Annotated in this window: 15 protein-coding genes; 13 read left to right on the forward strand and 2 right to left on the reverse strand. The window is 61.6% G+C overall.

Going from position 1 to position 16,434, the window contains the following annotated elements; all coding sequences use genetic code 11:
• Nucleotides 1-13: 13 nt before the first annotated feature.
• On the forward strand, nucleotides 14-817 hold the full coding sequence (gene exoR, locus ACD590_RS08345; RefSeq protein WP_003558862.1) for an exopolysaccharide production regulator ExoR: 804 nt from the start codon (nucleotides 14-16) through the stop codon (nucleotides 815-817).
• 15 nt (nucleotides 818-832) lie between these two features.
• Here the strand turns inward: exoR and xth are convergent, their stop codons facing one another.
• Together xth and erpA are read right to left on the reverse strand one after the other, a co-directional pair.
• Nucleotides 833-1,624, reverse strand: a complete 792-nt coding sequence (gene xth / locus ACD590_RS08350) for an exodeoxyribonuclease III (RefSeq protein WP_028732045.1) — start codon at nucleotides 1,622-1,624, stop codon at nucleotides 833-835.
• A gap of 228 nt (nucleotides 1,625-1,852) precedes the next feature.
• Nucleotides 1,853-2,185, reverse strand: a complete 333-nt coding sequence (gene erpA / locus ACD590_RS08355; RefSeq protein WP_018241789.1) for an iron-sulfur cluster insertion protein ErpA — start codon at nucleotides 2,183-2,185, stop codon at nucleotides 1,853-1,855.
• Between the two features lie 222 nt (nucleotides 2,186-2,407).
• Here erpA and ACD590_RS08360 point away from each other — a divergent pair, with 222 nt between their 5' ends.
• The 12 genes from ACD590_RS08360 (at nucleotide 2,408) to ACD590_RS08415 (ending at nucleotide 16,279) form a co-directional block, all read left to right on the forward strand.
• Complete coding sequence (locus ACD590_RS08360; protein ID WP_018241790.1) at nucleotides 2,408-3,625, forward strand: deoxyguanosinetriphosphate triphosphohydrolase; 1,218 nt, start codon at nucleotides 2,408-2,410, stop codon at nucleotides 3,623-3,625.
• Between the two features lie 65 nt (nucleotides 3,626-3,690).
• The gene (gene argS / locus ACD590_RS08365) at nucleotides 3,691-5,448 is read left to right on the forward strand and encodes an arginine--tRNA ligase (protein WP_018241791.1); all 1,758 of its coding nucleotides are present in this window, start codon (nucleotides 3,691-3,693) and stop codon (nucleotides 5,446-5,448) included.
• A gap of 62 nt (nucleotides 5,449-5,510) precedes the next feature.
• Complete coding sequence (locus tag ACD590_RS08370; RefSeq protein WP_439002420.1) at nucleotides 5,511-8,789, forward strand: SPOR domain-containing protein; 3,279 nt, start codon at nucleotides 5,511-5,513, stop codon at nucleotides 8,787-8,789.
• Between the two features lie 114 nt (nucleotides 8,790-8,903).
• The gene (gene nagZ, locus ACD590_RS08375; protein ID WP_026188370.1) at nucleotides 8,904-9,917 is read left to right on the forward strand and encodes a beta-N-acetylhexosaminidase; all 1,014 of its coding nucleotides are present in this window, start codon (nucleotides 8,904-8,906) and stop codon (nucleotides 9,915-9,917) included.
• Nucleotides 9,918-9,935: 18 nt separating this feature from the next.
• A complete protein-coding gene (locus ACD590_RS08380; protein ID WP_112902754.1) occupies nucleotides 9,936-10,793 on the forward strand; it encodes a segregation and condensation protein A in 858 nt (285 codons plus the stop codon).
• Nucleotides 10,790-11,506, forward strand: a complete 717-nt coding sequence (gene scpB, locus ACD590_RS08385) for an SMC-Scp complex subunit ScpB (protein WP_065277110.1) — start codon at nucleotides 10,790-10,792, stop codon at nucleotides 11,504-11,506. Before ACD590_RS08380 ends, scpB begins: the two co-directional genes overlap by 4 nt.
• A gap of 183 nt (nucleotides 11,507-11,689) precedes the next feature.
• Nucleotides 11,690-11,881: a twin-arginine translocase TatA/TatE family subunit gene (locus tag ACD590_RS08390; protein ID WP_003538990.1), complete on the forward strand. Its 192-nt coding sequence runs from the start codon at nucleotides 11,690-11,692 to the stop codon at nucleotides 11,879-11,881.
• Between the two features lie 51 nt (nucleotides 11,882-11,932).
• Entirely contained in the window at nucleotides 11,933-12,544 is a 612-nt protein-coding gene (gene tatB / locus ACD590_RS08395) for a Sec-independent protein translocase protein TatB (protein ID WP_018241796.1), read from the forward strand.
• Nucleotides 12,541-13,368 carry a twin-arginine translocase subunit TatC gene (gene tatC, locus ACD590_RS08400; protein ID WP_018241797.1) on the forward strand — a complete coding sequence of 276 codons (828 nt, stop codon included), beginning with the start codon at nucleotides 12,541-12,543 and terminating at the stop codon, nucleotides 13,366-13,368. Before tatB ends, tatC begins: the two co-directional genes overlap by 4 nt.
• 199 nt (nucleotides 13,369-13,567) lie before the next feature.
• Nucleotides 13,568-14,851, forward strand: a complete 1,284-nt coding sequence (gene serS, locus ACD590_RS08405; RefSeq protein WP_439002421.1) for a serine--tRNA ligase — start codon at nucleotides 13,568-13,570, stop codon at nucleotides 14,849-14,851.
• Nucleotides 14,852-14,855: 4 nt separating this feature from the next.
• On the forward strand, nucleotides 14,856-15,629 hold the full coding sequence (surE, locus tag ACD590_RS08410; RefSeq protein WP_439002422.1) for a 5'/3'-nucleotidase SurE: 774 nt from the start codon (nucleotides 14,856-14,858) through the stop codon (nucleotides 15,627-15,629).
• Nucleotides 15,626-16,279, forward strand: a complete 654-nt coding sequence (locus tag ACD590_RS08415) for a protein-L-isoaspartate(D-aspartate) O-methyltransferase (protein WP_018241800.1) — start codon at nucleotides 15,626-15,628, stop codon at nucleotides 16,277-16,279. The genes surE and ACD590_RS08415 overlap by 4 nt, the downstream gene beginning before the upstream one ends.
• Nucleotides 16,280-16,434 lie beyond the last annotated feature (155 nt).

The raw sequence follows: 16,434 nt of genomic DNA on the forward strand, positions 1-16,434 counted from the left end.
GAAATCGGTTGAAATGGTGACGTCCGAGTTCAAACTGTTCAAATTCATGCTGATGGGCATGTCGATAGCCGTAGCACTGGCGCTGTCCGGTCCGTGCCGCGCATTCGACATCAAAGGTGGCGTCAGCAAGGAATCCGGACCCTTCGATCTCTTCAAGTTCGGCTTCAAAGCCTATAAGAACGGCCAGAAGGAAGAAGCGGTCGAAGCCTATAAATACGCGGCCGAAAAGGGCCACACCGGTTCGCGCTGGGCGCTCGCCAACATGTATGCCGATGGTGACGGTGTCACGCAGGACGATTTCGAAGCCTTCAAGATCTACAGCGAGATTGCCCAGCAGGGCGTCGAACCCGGCTCGGAAGATACGGGCTTCTTCGTCAACGCGCTGCTCTCGCTCGCCAGCTATTACAAGCATGGCATTGCCGGCAGTCCGGTCAGGATCGACCTCAGCCAGGCGCGCCAGCTTTATTTTCAGGTGGCTTCCACCTTTGGCGTCCCCGAGGCACAGTTCCAGCTGGCGCAGATGATGCTGGCCGGCGAGGGCGGCAATGCCAGCCCGCAGCAGGCGAAGAAGTGGCTGAACCAGGCCCGCAAGAGCGGCCATCCCGGCGCCATGGCGGTCTTCGGCAATATTCTGTTCGATGAAGGCCAGACGGCCCGCGGTCTGGCGCTGATGACGGCAGCGCTCGACCGCTGCAAGCCCAAGGACTGCAGCTGGATGGAAGCGCTGCAGGAGCAGGCCTTCTCGGTTGCGAACGAGGCCGACCGCCGCACGGCGGTATCCCTCTCGCACACCATCGCGAGCGGTTCCGACGACTAAGCGCCGATTGGACGCTCAGCCCGCGAAATCGAAATAAGCGATGACAGGCACGTGGTCGGACGGCTTTTCCCAGGCCCGCACATGTTTTTCGATCGCAGCCGATGTCATCCGGTCGGCGGCTTCCGGTGACAACAGCAGATGGTCGATACGGATGCCGTTGTTCTTCGGCCAGGCGCCGGCCTGATAATCCCAGAAGGAATAGAACTGCGTCGCATCCGTCGTCGCGCGCACGGCATCCGTCAGCCCGAGATTTTCGAGCTTGCGGAACGCCTCCCGCGTCTGCGGCAGAAACAGTGCATCGTTTTCCCAGACCTTGGGATCGAAGCAGTCGTGCGGTTCCGGGATGACATTGTAATCGCCGGCAAGAACCAGCATGTCTTCATAGGCCAGCCGTTCGGCTGCAAACGTCCGCAGACGCTCCATCCAGGCGAGCTTGTAGGGATATTTCTCCGTTTCGACAGGATTGCCGTTCGGCAGGTAGATGCAGCAGACGCGCAGGATGCGCGTGTCGGACAGCGTGAACGCCGCTTCGAGGAAACGCGCCTGTTCGTCCAGCGGATCGCCGGGCAGGCCGCGGTTCACTTCGAAAGGTGAACTCTTGGAGAGGATCGCGACGCCGTTGAAGCCCTTCTGGCCGTGCGTTTCGACATGATAGCCGAGCGCCTCGATCTCCAGCCGCGGGAAACCTTCATCGACCGTCTTGATCTCCTGCAGGCAGACGATATCCGGATCGGAATCCTTGAGCCATTGCGTGAGATTGTCGATGCGCGCCTTGACGCCGTTGATGTTCCAGGTCGCGATCTTCATGGCTCTGTCCCGTTCCGCATCATGCATGTCGCCCAGAAGTGTGCAGCGGTTCTGGGATTACGACAGGCATAAAAAACAAAGAGCTAAAGCGCACCGCATGAATCAGCGTCGATGCAGCGCGCTTTAGTGCGCTTCTTTTATCGTGGTCTTTCACCGGCGGACAAGACGATAAACCGGCCGGAAGGAATTCTTCGGCCGGTTTGATGGGGAGTCCGTGCGTTTAAACGTTCAGATCGAGAAACTGGTGCCACAGCCGCAGCTTGCCACCGCATTCGGGTTCTTGATCTGGAAGGATTGGCCAAGCAGATTGTCGACGAAGTCGATCTCCGAGCCCGCCATGTAGACGAGCGAAAGGCTGTCAATCAGCACCTTGGCATCGTTCTTTTCGACGATGATGTCGTCGTCGTCAGCCCTGTCGGCAAGATCGAACTTGTAGGAAAACCCCGAACAGCCGCCGCCTTCGACGGAAACGCGCAACGCGCTCTTGCCGGCTTCGGCGCCGACGATCGCAGCGATACGCTTTGCCGCGGCATCTGAAAGGGTTACACTTGTATCCGTCATGTTTCCTCCTGCCGGGGTCAAGATCCGGAGAGAATGGGTTTTGGCACTTGAATGTTCAAATGCCTGATATCAAAGAAACTTACCATAATCTTCGCGAAAAGGCGATGATGCGCCGAAGCGGTTAAGAAAGCGCCTCTTTGCCGTTTCATCGAGCTATAGGTATGAAGAGCGATAAGCGGCGTCAATGGGCAGATGCGGCAACATGCAGGATGACGGTGAAGAATGACGATCGATACGCGTGCTTTGGGTTTCGGCAGCAGTGAAAGGGCGGTCTATGCGGCCGATCCCTGGACGACGCGCGGACGGCTCTATCAGGAGGACGGCAGCCCGACACGCTCCGATTTCCAGCGCGACCGCGACCGCATCGTTCACACTACTGCCTTCCGCAGGCTAAAGCACAAAACCCAGGTCTTCATTGCCCAGGACGGCGATCACTACCGCACCCGGCTGACTCACACGATCGAGGTGGCGCAGATCGCCCGCGCTCTTGCCCGCGCCCTGAAGCTCGACGAGGATCTGGCCGAGGGCGTTGCGCTCGTGCACGATTTCGGCCACACGCCGTTCGGTCATACCGGCGAGGACGCGTTGCACGAGGTGCTGCTGCCCTATGGCGGCTTCGACCACAATGCCCAATCGCTGCGCATCGTGACCAAGCTGGAGAGGCGTTATGCTGAATTCGACGGCATCAACCTGACATGGGAAAGCCTCGAAGGTCTCGTCAAGCACAATGGCCCGCTTCTGACGCCTGAGGGAGTCGGCACGCGCGGTCCCGTTCCGCAACCGATCCTTGATTATTGCGAGCTGCACGATCTCGAGCTTGCAACCTATGCCAGCCTCGAGGCCCAGGTTGCGGCGATCGCCGATGACATTGCCTATAATACCCACGATATCGACGATGGCCTGCGCTCCGGCTATCTGACTTTCGAGATGCTGGAGGAAATCCCGTTTCTTGCAGGGCTGATGGCCGAGGTGCGGGAGCGATATCCGCATCTGGAGGCCAGCCGCTTCACCCATGAGATCATGCGCCGTCAGATTACCCGCATGGTGGAAGACGTGATCGGCGTCGCGCAACAACGCCTGTCGCTCTTGCGCCCTGAAAGCGCAGCCGATATCCGCGGTGCCGGCCAGATTATCGCCAGCTTTTCCGAGGGAATGGCCGAGACCGACAAGCAGATCAAGGCGATGCTCTTCAAACGCATCTACCGCAATCCGGATATCATGCGCATCCGTGCCGGCGCCGCCCAGATCGTCACCGATCTCTTCGCCGCCTACATGGCCAATCCGAAGGAGATGCAAAGCCATTACTGGGTCGATCATATCGCCGGCCTGTCCGACGCGCCGAAGGCTCGTCATGTCGGCGATTATCTCGCCGGCATGACCGACACCTATGCCATCAGCGCCCACAGGCGGTTGTTTGACCACACTCCGGATTTGCGATAGGCAGCGGTCGCCCACGCCGAGGGCCGATTTGAGCCTTTGGCACAGCCTATGCATGGAAGAGTGCGATGAACCTTTTTACCGACTTCGAAGCCAGGATCAAAACCGCCCTTGAACAGATCGATCTGGTCAGGGAAAAGCGATCCGAGCTCGATTTCGGCCGCATCACCGTCGAGCCGCCGCGTGATGCGAGCCATGGCGATGTGGCGACCAATGCCGCAATGGTGCTGGCAAAACCGCTCGGAACCAACCCGCGCGCGCTGGCCGACGTCATCATCGCCAAGCTGAAAGAGGATGCCGACGTCGCCGACGTCTCGGTCGCGGGTCCCGGCTTCATTAACATCCGTCTCGCCGTCGGCTACTGGCAGCGGCTGCTCGCATCGATGATCGGCGCCGGCACCGATTACGGCCGCTCGACGCTCGGCAAAGGCAAGAAGGTCAACGTCGAATATGTCTCGGCCAATCCGACCGGTCCCATGCATGTCGGCCATTGCCGTGGCGCCGTCGTCGGCGACGCGCTCGCCAACCTGCTCGCTTTTGCCGGTTACGGCGTCGAGAAGGAATATTACATCAACGATGCCGGCTCGCAGATCGACGTGCTCGCCCGTTCCGTCTTCCTGCGCTATCGTGAAGCGCTCGGCGAAAAGATCGGCGAAATCCCCTCGGGTCTCTATCCCGGCGACTATCTCGTGCCTGTCGGTCAGTCGCTTGCCGCCGATTACGGCGTGCGTCTGCACAACATGCCGGAAGACCAATGGATGCCGATCGTCAAGGATCGCACCATCGATGCGATGATGGTGATGATCCGCGACGATCTGGCGTCGCTGAACGTCCATCACGACGTCTTCTTCTCCGAGCGAACCCTGCATGCCAATGGTGCGGCCGCGATCCGCACGGCGATCAACGACCTGACCTTCAAGGGTTACGTCTACAAGGGAACACTACCGCCGCCGAAGGGTCAGCTTCCCGAGGATTGGGAAGATCGCGAACAGACACTGTTCCGCTCGACCGAGGTGGGCGACGATATCGACCGGCCGCTGATCAAGTCGGATGGCTCCTACACCTATTTCGCCGCCGACGTCGCCTACTTCAAGAACAAGTTCGACCGTGGTTTCGACGAGATGATCTACGTGCTTGGCGCCGACCATGGCGGTTACGTCAAGCGCCTGGAAGCGGTTGCACGCGGCGTTTCGGACGGTAAGGCGAAGCTGACGGTGCTGCTCTGCCAGCTCGTCAAGCTCTATCGCAATGGCGAGCCGGTGAAGATGTCGAAACGCTCGGGCGATTTCGTCACGCTTCGGGACGTCGTCGAAGAAGTCGGTCGTGATTCGGTCCGGTTCATGATGCTTTATCGCAAGAATTCCGAACCGCTCGACTTCGATTTCGCTAAAGTGACGGAACAATCGAAAGATAATCCAGTCTTCTACGTGCAATATGCGCATGCTCGCTGCATGTCGGTCTTCCGGCAGGCGAGGGAGGCTTTTGCCGACCTCGATGTTTCGCCCGAGAATCTCGCGCAAACCGTTGCAGGCATTGGCGATCCGGCCGAATTGCAGCTCGTCGCCAAGCTTGCTGAATTCCCGCGTATCGTCGATGCGGCGGCCCAGTCGCAGGAGCCACATCGCGTCGCTTTTTACCTCTACGACCTCGCCAGTTCCTTCCATGCGCACTGGAACAAAGGTAAAGATCAGCCAGAATTACGATTTGTTAATGATAAAAACCGAGAATCAAGTATTGCCAGACTTGGGCTGGTGTACGCCGTCGCGTCGGTTTTGAAGTCGGGACTCGCCATTACAGGCACTGCCGCACCGGACGAAATGCGATAACGTCACCATTTCCCCACAATGCGCTGGCATTTGAGCGTTGGCGTTTGCGAGTGGGAATAGGCATGGCTGATAAACAACTTGCGTATGATACGCGCGGAAAAAACGATCTGTTTGCCGATGATGATCCGTTGGCTGAACTTGCCCGGATCGTCGGCTTCGAGCCGCGTGTTGCGGCGAATACGGTGACTGAGACCGCACGCCGCGAGCCCGCCCTCGATCTCGAAGACGAGCTTGGGCGCGAGTTCGACCGCTACGATTCGCCACGTCCGCTCGCAGAGCTCGACCGGCCCGCCGACCCGTTCTCTGATGATGTCACTCCTGAAGATTACGTCGAGCCCGTTCTCGACGCTTCTCCCGCCGCCGAACGTGCGGAGGCTCCTGAGCCGGTTTCCGTCGCCCCCGTCGAGGCTGAAGAAGGCGAGGCTGATGAAGAAGTAGCTTTGCCCGCCGCAGGGAATGAGGACGCATCTGCCGCCGACTGGGCGGAGCAGCTTTCCCCCGAGCCCGAGGCATCGTTGCAATCGGCCTTCGGCGGTGCGCGCGACCTGATCGAGGAGCTTGAGCTGTCGATCGGCGCAGCACCCGTTTCTTCGCTGCCGCAGCCCGCCAAGGCGCCGCAATGGTCGGCCGCCAGCATCAGGCTGCCGCTTGCCAATTTCCATGCACCGAAGCGCGAGGAACAGGTTGTTTTGCCGGAGCCTGTGGCCGAAACGGTCGCAGCACCGGTTGCTGAGGCACCGTCCGCCGATCTTCCTGTGGTCGAACCGCAACCTGTCATCGAGCCGCCGGCGACCGTCGCCGCTATCGAGCCTTCCGAGGAATTCGAATCCGCTTCACCGTCGCTTGGCTTCCCCGCCGAGCTCGATCGCCATGATGAGGTGATCGCATCGGAAGAGACCGCCGAGGCCGAAGAATTCGTCGAGATCGAGGAAGAGCTGCAGGATTTCGGGTCCGATGCCGGTTTCGATCTCATCGCCGCCGCCGTCGAAGGCGAGATCCAGGCCGATGCCGCGCTGACCGAGGTGGTGCCTGATGTTCCGCACACCGCCGGCACGTTCGATCTTGACGATCTGCTCGCCGACGTCTCGCGTTATCCGGTGCCGCAACGTGCCAATCCGACGCCCGTCTCGCCGCAGCCCGCATCGATCGAGGCAGCGCCCGTTTCTGCTGCTCCCATGGCCGCCGCACCTGTCGAGCCCAAGGTGATCGCGCCCGCACCGCTCGCCGCAGCACCCGTCCAGCCTGCTCCGATCGAACCGGCTCCGGTCTATGCTTCCGAAGCCGCAAGGCCGATCGCGCCGCAGCTTGCCGAGGTCGTTGTGCCCCAGCCTGCCGCAACGGCATATTCGCGGGCGCCGCAGCCGGTGCCGGAAGCCGACGACCCCTTCGCCGGCCATGATTTCGAGCTGGATCTTGCCGGCATCGAGCTGGAACTCGCCGACCTCGATTTCTCCGAGACGTCCGACCCATCGCCGCAGCCAGAGCCGCCTGCACCTGCTCCCCAGCCAACCGCTGCCGTCGCTACGCCTCGGCCCGCGCCTGTTTTTGCGCCAGAGCCGCCAGCTCCTGCTTTCCAGCCGGCCGCTGCCGCCCCTGTACGGTCCGCTCCAGCCTTCGTTCCCGAGCCGCAGGCTCCAGCTCCGGCTCCGGCTTTCAACTGGGCGGCTGCCTCCGACTCGACCGAAGACCTGCCATTCGATCCGGCGATGATCTGCGATCCGGAGGATCGTCCCGAGACCGTCGACGACATGCACGTGCCGATGCTGCCGCCGGTCGAGCAGCCCGCGCCGGTCGCGAAAACTGCTGATTTCGATTTCGATCTCGACGCGGAGATCGCCAGCTTCTTTGAACCGGCCAAGCCGCGGCAAACGCCGACGCCAGTCCGGGATACGGCTGCGGCCGCGGCAACGCCGGTCAAGCCCACCATCGCCGATGGCCTCGATGATTTCGAACGGGCGCTGGAGGAGGATTTCCGCCGCAGCGTGCGCGAGCCGGTCGAGCGCCGCGAGACCTCCGAGGTTCGTATCGAGTCGGCAAGCCAGGCCGCTGATTTCAGCCGCGCCCGGTCGATGCGCCGGCTGCTTGCCGGGGCCGTCGTGCTCGTGGTCTTCGCCGGTGTCGCTTATGGTGTCTATTCCTCCGTGTGGAACGGCGAGGGGCTCGGCATTGTCGCGTCCGGCGAGCCGCGCGTGATCACCGCCGACAAGGAGCCGGTCAAGGTCGTTCCGGAAAATCCTGGCGGCAAGACCGTGCCGAACCAGGATAAGGCCGTTTACGACCGTGTTGCGGGTTCTGCCGAAGAGCCGAAGCAGAAGGCGCTCGTTTCTTCCGACGAGGCGCCCGTCGATGTTGTCCAGCGCACGCTGACACCGGAAGCGCTGCCTGAAGACGACGAGAACGCCAACGCTGACGATCAGGTCACGCCGACTGCGGTCGGTGAGACGGAGGATCCGCGTCTGTTGCCGAACCAGGACAATGCCGACAACGCTTCGGCAAGCGACGCCGACAAGACGCCGTCCGTTTCGCCACGCAAGGTCCGCACGATGATCGTCAAGCCTGACGGTACGTTGGTTGCCCGCGAGGAGCCGGCGCCCGTCGATCAGCCGATGCCGTCTGCCCAGCCGACGCAGTCTGCTCAGGCGACACAGTCTGCCCAGGCGACGCCGTCTGCCCAGCCGACACCGCCGGCTCAGCCGCCGTTGACGGCCCAGTCGACCCCGTCCGCGCAATCGACCTCGCCCGTGCCTCCAGTCGGCGGAACGGCCGCAAGCTTCCCGGCAAGCGCCGAGGTTGCTTCCGCCGATGCGCGTTCTGCAGCCCCTGTCGAAACTGCGCCGGCACAGCCGCCGCTCGCCGGCAGTGCTGATGCGCAGGCCGCAAATCCCGCTCCGGCCGCTCCGCCGGTGCGCCCGGTCAAGACCTCGGCGATTGCCGATACCGCGCCGATTCCGACCGCGCGTCCGGCCGACCAGCCCGTCAACGTCGTCGGCACCGTCACCGAGAAGGGCAATGTCCGGCCGCCCGCACAGCAGCCGAAGACGACTGAGGTCGCGGCCGCAGCTCCAGTCGCCGCAAAGCCACAGCAGGCCGCATCCGCCGGCGGCTACGGCATCCAGATCGCCTCGCTGCCTTCGGAAGACGAGGCGACCAAATCCTATGCCAACCTGTCGAAGAAATTCGCCAGCGTGCTTGGCGGCCGCAGTCATGAGATCCGCAGGGCCGATATCGCCGGCAAGGGTACTTTCTACCGTGTCCGCATTCCGGCCGGTTCCAAGGACGAGGCCGCAGCGCTCTGCGAACAGTATCGCGCGGCGGGCGGAAGCTGCCTGATCTCCAAGTAGATCGGTTTTTTGAACAGAATATAGGAGCGGCGGGCCGGATCGGCCCGCCGCTCTTTTTTGTGCATCCGGCCCGACCTTGCTCGCATTTGGCCGGGCGCCGTCTATGATTCGGATATGACCGAATCAAAAGCGATGATCCTTGGCTGCAGCGGCCTTTCCCTCACATCCGAAGAGAAAGCCTTTTATCGGGGCGAACGGCCCTGGGGCTTCATCCTCTTCGGGCGCAACATCTCCGAAGCACGGCAGATCACCGATCTCGTCGCCGAACTGCGCGACAGTGTCGGCTGGCATGCACCGGTGCTGATCGACCAGGAGGGCGGCCGCGTCCAGCGCATCCGCCCACCCGTTCTAGCGCGTTATCCTTCCGGCCTGGCGCTCGGCGATCTCTATCGCCGCGATCGCGTGCTCGGCCTGCGCGCCGCCTGGCTGATGTCGCGGCTGCACGCCTTCGACCTTTCGAGCCTCGGCATCGATGTCGATTGCCTGCCGGTGCTCGATGTGCCTGTCGAGGGCAGCAGCAACGTCATCGGTGACCGAGCCTATGGCGGCGATCCCGAAACCGTCATCGCGATGGGGAAAGCGGCTGCCGCAGGGCTGAAGGCCGGCGGCCTGTTGCCTGTGATGAAGCATATGCCCGGCCACGGTCGCGGCTTTGCGGATTCACATCTGGAGCTGCCTGTCGTCACCGTCTCGCGCGATGAGCTGGAGCTGCATGATTTCCCGCCCTTTGTCGCGATGAAGGACGAGTTGATGGCCATGACCTGTCACGTCGTTTTCGCCGCCATCGACCCGGACAATCCGGCGACGACCTCGCGCAAGGTGATCGACGGCATCATCCGCGAACACATCGGCTTTAACGGTCTGCTGCTCTCCGACGACAGCTCGATGAACGCTCTTTCCGGCACGATCGGTGAACGCGCGGCGAATATCATTGCAGGCGGATGCGATATCGTGCTGCATTGCAATGGCAATATGGACGAGATGCTAGATGTCGTGGCAAATGTTCCGCCGCTCGCCGGCATATCGCTTGCCCGTGCAAAAGCGGTGGAAGCGGGCTTCGCGACGCCGGATACATCAGATGAAGCGGAATTGAGGGCGGAATTCGAGGCGATGTTTGCGACGGTCTGATCGTAAGGGAGTAGCTAGGTGAGCACGGTCAAGGGCACGGAACGCCCGCAGGCGGCGACGCCGATGGACAAGTTGTGGCAGGATAACGGTGCCGAGCGCGCCAGCCACGAGCCGGCGCTGGTGATCGACGTCGCCGGCTTCGAAGGCCCGCTCGACCTGTTGCTCTATCTCGCCCGAAACCAGAAGGTCGATTTGTCGCGCATTTCGGTGCTGGCGCTCGCCGAGCAATATCTGCTGTTCATCGAAAGCGCCCGGCGTATCCGCATCGAGCTTGCCGCCGACTATCTCGTCATGGCAGCCTGGCTTGCCTATCTGAAGTCGAAGCTGCTCATTCCCCAGCAGGTCAAGGATGACGGCCCTTCCGGCGAGGAGCTGGCGGCAACACTCGCCTTCCGCCTGAAACGTCTCGAAGCCATGCGCCAGGCGGCAGACGGCCTCGTCAACCGCAACCGCCTCGGCCGCGATATCTTCGTGCGTGGCGCCCCCGAGCATATTCCCGACCGGCAGCAGTCCGCTTACGCGGCAAGCCTCTACGATCTCCTGACTGCCTATGCGGCGCTGCGCCAGCGCCATGCCGTCACTCAGGTGACGATCGAGCGGCGCACCGTCTGGTCGCTGACCGATGCCCGCGAACTGCTGACCCAGATGATCGGCGAGATCGGTGACTGGACGGCGATGGAACATTATCTGCTGCGTTATCTCGCAGCGCCTGAAGAACGCGTCACAGCAATCGCCAGCGCCTTTGCCGCCTCGCTGGAGCTGGTGCGCGAGGGCAAGCTCGAAATCCGCCAGGACGGCGCCTTTCAGCCGATATACATGCGCCGCGGTCCGAAACATGCCACGCTGCAGGTGGTGGAACAGGAGCAGCCGGCTTGATCGATCCGAGGAGCGAGGAGGAATTCGAAGGCAATTTCGAAGACAGGGGCCGCGACCTGCAGGCCGAGATCGAGGCCGAGCGCATCGCCGAGGCGCTGGTCTTCGCCTCCTCGCAGCCGGTCTCCGAAGGCTTCCTCGCTGAGCGCCTGCCCGAGAAGACCGACGTGCATGCGATCATGCTGCGCCTGAAGGAGCAATATGCGCCGCGGGGCGTCAATCTTGTGCAGGTCGAAGGCGCCTGGGCCTTCCGCACCGCCGCCGACCTGTCCTTCGTCATCCGCCGTGATGACAATGAGGTGAAGAAGCTTTCGCGCGCCGCACTGGAAGTGCTGGCGATCATCGCCTATCATCAGCCGGTGACACGTGCGGAAATCGAAGATATCCGCGGCGTCCAGACCTCGCGCGGCACGCTCGACGTGCTGATGGAGGCGGGCTGGGTGCGCTTCCGCGGCCGCCGGCGCACACCGGGCCGGCCGGTGACATTGGGCACGACACGCGATTTCCTCGACCATTTCGGACTCGAAGAGCTGCGTGACCTGCCCGGTCTCGAAGAGTTGAAGGGAGCGGGCTTGCTGTCGGGCCGCATTCCGGCGAATTTCAATATTCCCTCGCCGTTGATGAACGACGAACTGACCGAGGACGAAGACCCGATCACCCAGATGGACCTCGAGGAACTGGGGTTGCTGGCACCGCGTGGCACCCCTGAAGATTGAGGGGCTTGCGTCTTGCTTTTGCCATGCATGGCGAAAACAATGGTGGCCACCACTTTTCGATGGGTCGATGGCTTGTCACAAAGGGCGATACCGTGACATTAAGCTCAGTTCACAGGGCTTGATGTTGGAAACGATGTTGGAAATCCTTACATCGTGGGAACATAGAAACAGGGAGTTAGCGTAATGGGTTCTTTTAGCATGTGGCACTGGCTGATCGTTCTGGTCATCGTGCTGTTGTTGTTCGGTCGCGGCAAGATTCCGGAACTGATGGGCGACGTTGCCAAGGGCATCAAGAGCTTCAAGAAGGGCATGACGGACGAAGACGCGCCGGACACGGCAAAGACCGTCGATCACAAGGCCGACGAAACGAAGTAACCAAGTCCGGGAAAAAGCGCAGCCCCCGCGCTTCCCGTCCAGGAGCCTTGCATGTTCGATATTGGCTGGACCGAGCTTTTGGTCATCGCGGTCGTACTGATCGTGGTCGTCGGTCCCAAGGATTTGCCGCCGATGCTGCGCGCTTTCGGCAAGATGACGCAGCGCGCCCGCAAGGTCGCGGGTGAATTCCGTGCGCAGTTCGATGAGGCGTTGCGCGAAGCGGAACTTGACGATGTCCGCCAGACGATCAGCGACGCCCAGAAACTCAACCCGGTCAACAGCCTGCGCGAGGCGATGAATCCGCTTCGCCAGATGGGCAACGAGATCAAGGCCGACCTGCAGAAGTCGACCACGGTCACGGAGAACAAGACCGAGGTGCCGCCCGACGCTGTTGCAGCCCCGACGCCGTCGATGAGCTTGCCGGAAACGCCGCCATTGGTAGCGACACCTGCGCCGTCGGAACCCGTCGCAGCAGCGATTGTCCAGGCCGATACGGTTGCCGCCAAGCCGAAGGTTGTGCGCAAGCCGCGCGTCAAGGCTGCCGATAAGGTCGATGCTGCGGCTGCCGTTGCCGTGCCTGTGGAAAAGCCGAAACGCACGACGGCAGTCAGGAAGCCTGCAACGCCGAAGAAGCCGGCGCAGACGAAGAAGGACGAGGCATGAGCGGTGATATCGAAGACAAGCCGCAGCCGTTGATCGAGCACCTGATGGAGCTGCGCACGCGGCTGATGTGGTCGATCGGCGCCTTTTTCGTCGCCTTCATCGCATGCTTCTTTTTTGCCAAGCATCTCTTCAACTATCTGGTCATACCCTACAAGACAGCCGTCGTGTGGGCGCATCTCGACGTCGAGAAAGCCCAGCTCATCTACACCGCGCCGCAGGAATTCTTCTTCACGCAGGTCAAGGTGGCGATGTTCGGCGGCCTTGTGGTCGCGTTCCCGATCATTGCCGCCCAGGTCTACAAGTTCGTGGCGCCGGGTCTCTACAAGAATGAGCGCCAGGCTTTCCTGCCGTTCCTGATCGCCTCGCCGGTCCTGTTCCTGATGGGCGGCGCGCTCGTCTATTTCTTCTTCACGCCGATGGTCATGTGGTTCTTCCTGTCGATGCAGCAGGCGCCAGGTCATGACGAAATAGCGATCTCGCTGATGCCGAAGGTCTCGGAATATCTGAGCCTGATCATGACGCTGGTCTTCTCCTTCGGCCTCGTCTTCCAGCTTCCCGTCGTCACCACGCTGCTTGCTCGTGTCGGTCTTCTGACGTCGCAATGGCTCGCCGAAAAGCGCAAGTTTGCCATCGTCCTCGCCTTTGTTGTCGCCGCCGTGCTGACGCCGCCGGATCCGATGTCCCAGATCGGCCTTGCGATACCGACGATCCTTCTCTACGAGATTTCCATCCATGCGGCGCGACTCGTGGAGCGCCAGCGTGCCCGGCAGGCGGTCGAAAAGGAAACTGGATCCGCAGACGTTGCCAAGACGGACAGCGTCTGAGCTGAGATCTGGAAATCCCTTCATGAACGTCGTCGACTGCATAATCCTTAAATCGGAATCGGTTTAAGGATTATGCAGCAATTCAAAGTGTTACAGCGTCCCTTGCGCGTCTGAAAAGACACGGCGGCGCTGTAATATCCGGTCGAGGTCCGATCAGGCTTTGGCCGGGCCACCTCTGTTGCAACGACCTGGAACGACGATGCTCGATATCAAATGGATCCGTGAGAATCCCGAAGCGCTCGATGCCGCCCTTGCCAAGCGCGGCGCGGAGCCTCTGGCACAAAGTCTCGTTGCCCTCGATGAAAAGCGGCGCTCCGCCGTCCAAAGGGCGCAGGACTTGCTGTCCCGCCGCAACCTCGCCTCCAAGGAAATTGGCGCGGCGATGGCCCAGAAGAATAGCGAGCTTGCCGAGAAGCTGAAGGCCGAGGTGTCTGAACTGAAGACCCTGCTGCCGGCGATCGAGGAAGAGGACCGGCAACTGACGGCCGAACTCAACGACGCGCTCTCGCGCATCCCGAACATACCTTTCGACGACGTCCCGGTCGGCAAGGACGAGCATGACAATGTCGTCGCCCGCACCGTTGGCGAAAAGCCGCGCTGGAACCACGCACCGAAGGAGCACTTCGAAATCGGCGAAGCGCTCGGCTATATGGACTTCGAGCGCGCCGCCAAGCTCTCCGGCTCGCGCTTCACAGTTCTGACCGGGCCGCTCGCCAAGCTTGAGCGGGCACTCGGCCAGTTCATGATCGATCTCCACACCAGCGAGCACGGCTATACCGAAGTTAGTTCGCCGCTGATGGTGCGTGACGAGGCCGTTTATGGCACCGCCCAGCTGCCGAAATTCGCCGAGGATCTCTTCAGGACGACGGACGGCCGCTGGCTGATCCCGACGGCCGAAGTGACGCTGACCAATCTGGTGCGCGAAGAAATCCTCGATCAGGAAAAGCTGCCGCTCCGCTTTACCGCGTTGACGCCGTCCTTCCGCTCGGAAGCGGGCTCCGCCGGCCGCGACACGCGCGGCATGCTGCGCCAGCATCAGTTCTGGAAATGCGAGCTTGTGTCGATCACCGATGCCGAGAGCGCCGTTGCCGAGCATGAACGCATGACCGCCTGCGCCGAGGAAGTGCTGAAGCGCCTCGGCCTGCATTTCCGCACCATGACGCTTTGCACCGGCGATATGGGCTTCGGCTCGCGCAAAACTTACGATCTCGAAGTCTGGCTGCCGGGGCAGAATGCCTTCCGTGAAATCTCCTCCTGCTCGGTCTGCGGCGATTTTCAGGGCCGCCGAATGAATGCGCGCTACCGCGGCAAGGAAGACAAGAGCAACAGGTTCGTCCACACGCTGAACGGTTCCGGCACGGCCGTCGGCCGCTGCCTGATCGCTGTCCTTGAAAATTATCTGAACGAGGACGGTTCCGTCACGATTCCGGACGTTTTGCTGCCCTATATGGGCGGATTGACCAAGATCGAACGGGCGGCCTGAGGCGATGCGCATCCTGCTTACGAATGACGACGGCATTCACGCCGAAGGCCTTGCAGCGCTGGAGCGGATCGCGCGGACGCTGTCCGACGATGTCTGGATCGTCGCGCCCGAGACCGACCAGAGCGGCCTTGCCCATTCGCTGAGCCTCTCCGAACCGTTGCGGCTGCGCAAGATTTCCGACAAGCATTTCGCCCTGCGCGGCACGCCGACCGATTGCGTCATCATGGGCATCAGGCAGGTAATGGACATCAAGCCGGATCTGGTCCTGTCCGGCGTCAATTCAGGCTCGAACGTTGCCGACGACGTGACCTATTCCGGCACGATCGCCGGCGCCATCGAAGGCACCATGCAGGGCGTGCGCTCCTTCGCGCTGAGCCAGGCCTATCACTATGAGGACGGCGCACGCATCGTGCCCTGGGAGGTCTGCGAAACGCATGCGCCGGCTCTTCTGGAAAAGCTGATGGTCCTGGAGCTGCCGGAGGGTACGTTCCTCAATCTCAACTTCCCGAACTGCCGTCCCGACGAAGTCAATGGCGCCGAGGTGACCATGCAGGGCAAGCTCGCCTTCAATCTGCAGGTCGACGCCCGCTCTGACGGCCGGGGCTTTCCTTACTACTGGCTGAAGTTTGGCGAACGCGCCGGCGCCTTCGTTGAAGGCACCGATATTCACGCCCTGAAGCATAATAAGATTTCGGTAACGCCTTTGAAACTGGATCTGACCGATTATTCCGTGACGGACCGCGTGGCGCGGGCCTTGGGATACGGAGCACAAGTTTGACGGCAAGACTGGCGGAGAAGGAGGGCTTTGCTGCGCTCGTCCTCAGATTGCGTGCCGAAGGCATCTCCGACCTCGATCTGCTGACGGCGGTCGAGCAGACGCAGCGCTCACTATTTGTGCCGCCGCAATATGCCGACGACGCCTATTCAAGCCGGACGATCCCGATCGAGTGCGGCTCCTTTCTCGAAGGCATCGATTTTGCCGTCCGCATCCTGCATCACCTGAAGCTCAAGCCCGGCCAGCGCGTCCTGGAGATCGGCACCGGAAGCGGCTTTACCGCTGCCGTCATGGGCCGCATGGCCGAGCGTGTCCTGTCCATCGACCGCTACAAGACGCTGACAACGGCAGCGCAGCGGCGCATGGAATCGCTTGGTCTGCGCAGCGTCATCATTCGCCATGCCGACGGTAGTGCCGGCATGCAGGGCGAGGGCACCTTCGACCGCATCCTGGTGACTGCGGCCTTCAACGCGATGCCGCGCTTTTATACCGACCAGCTCGTTTCCGGTGGCTCGATGATCGCGCCGCTAATGATCTCCGAGAACGAGTGTCGCATGGTGCGGCTGACGAAAACCGGCAGCCGTTTCGAACGCGAGGAACTGTTCGAAGCACCCTATCTGCCGATCGTTCCGCGCCTTGCCTCGCTGTTGTAGGGCCTCGCTGCCCTAGGCGTAGATGTTTTCCGGACGGATCGGCGTGAAATCTGAATATGCATCACAATCGGAAAAGCTGCTCGCAGTTTTCGGCATTATGCTCTGCGCACTACGATTTTTCACCCGTAAGCCTATGGTTATCAACTTCTCAAAAA

Source organism: Rhizobium sp. 862_C5_N1_2 (assembly GCF_051811205.1).
Taxonomy (GTDB): Bacteria; Pseudomonadota; Alphaproteobacteria; order Rhizobiales; family Rhizobiaceae; genus Rhizobium; species Rhizobium leguminosarum.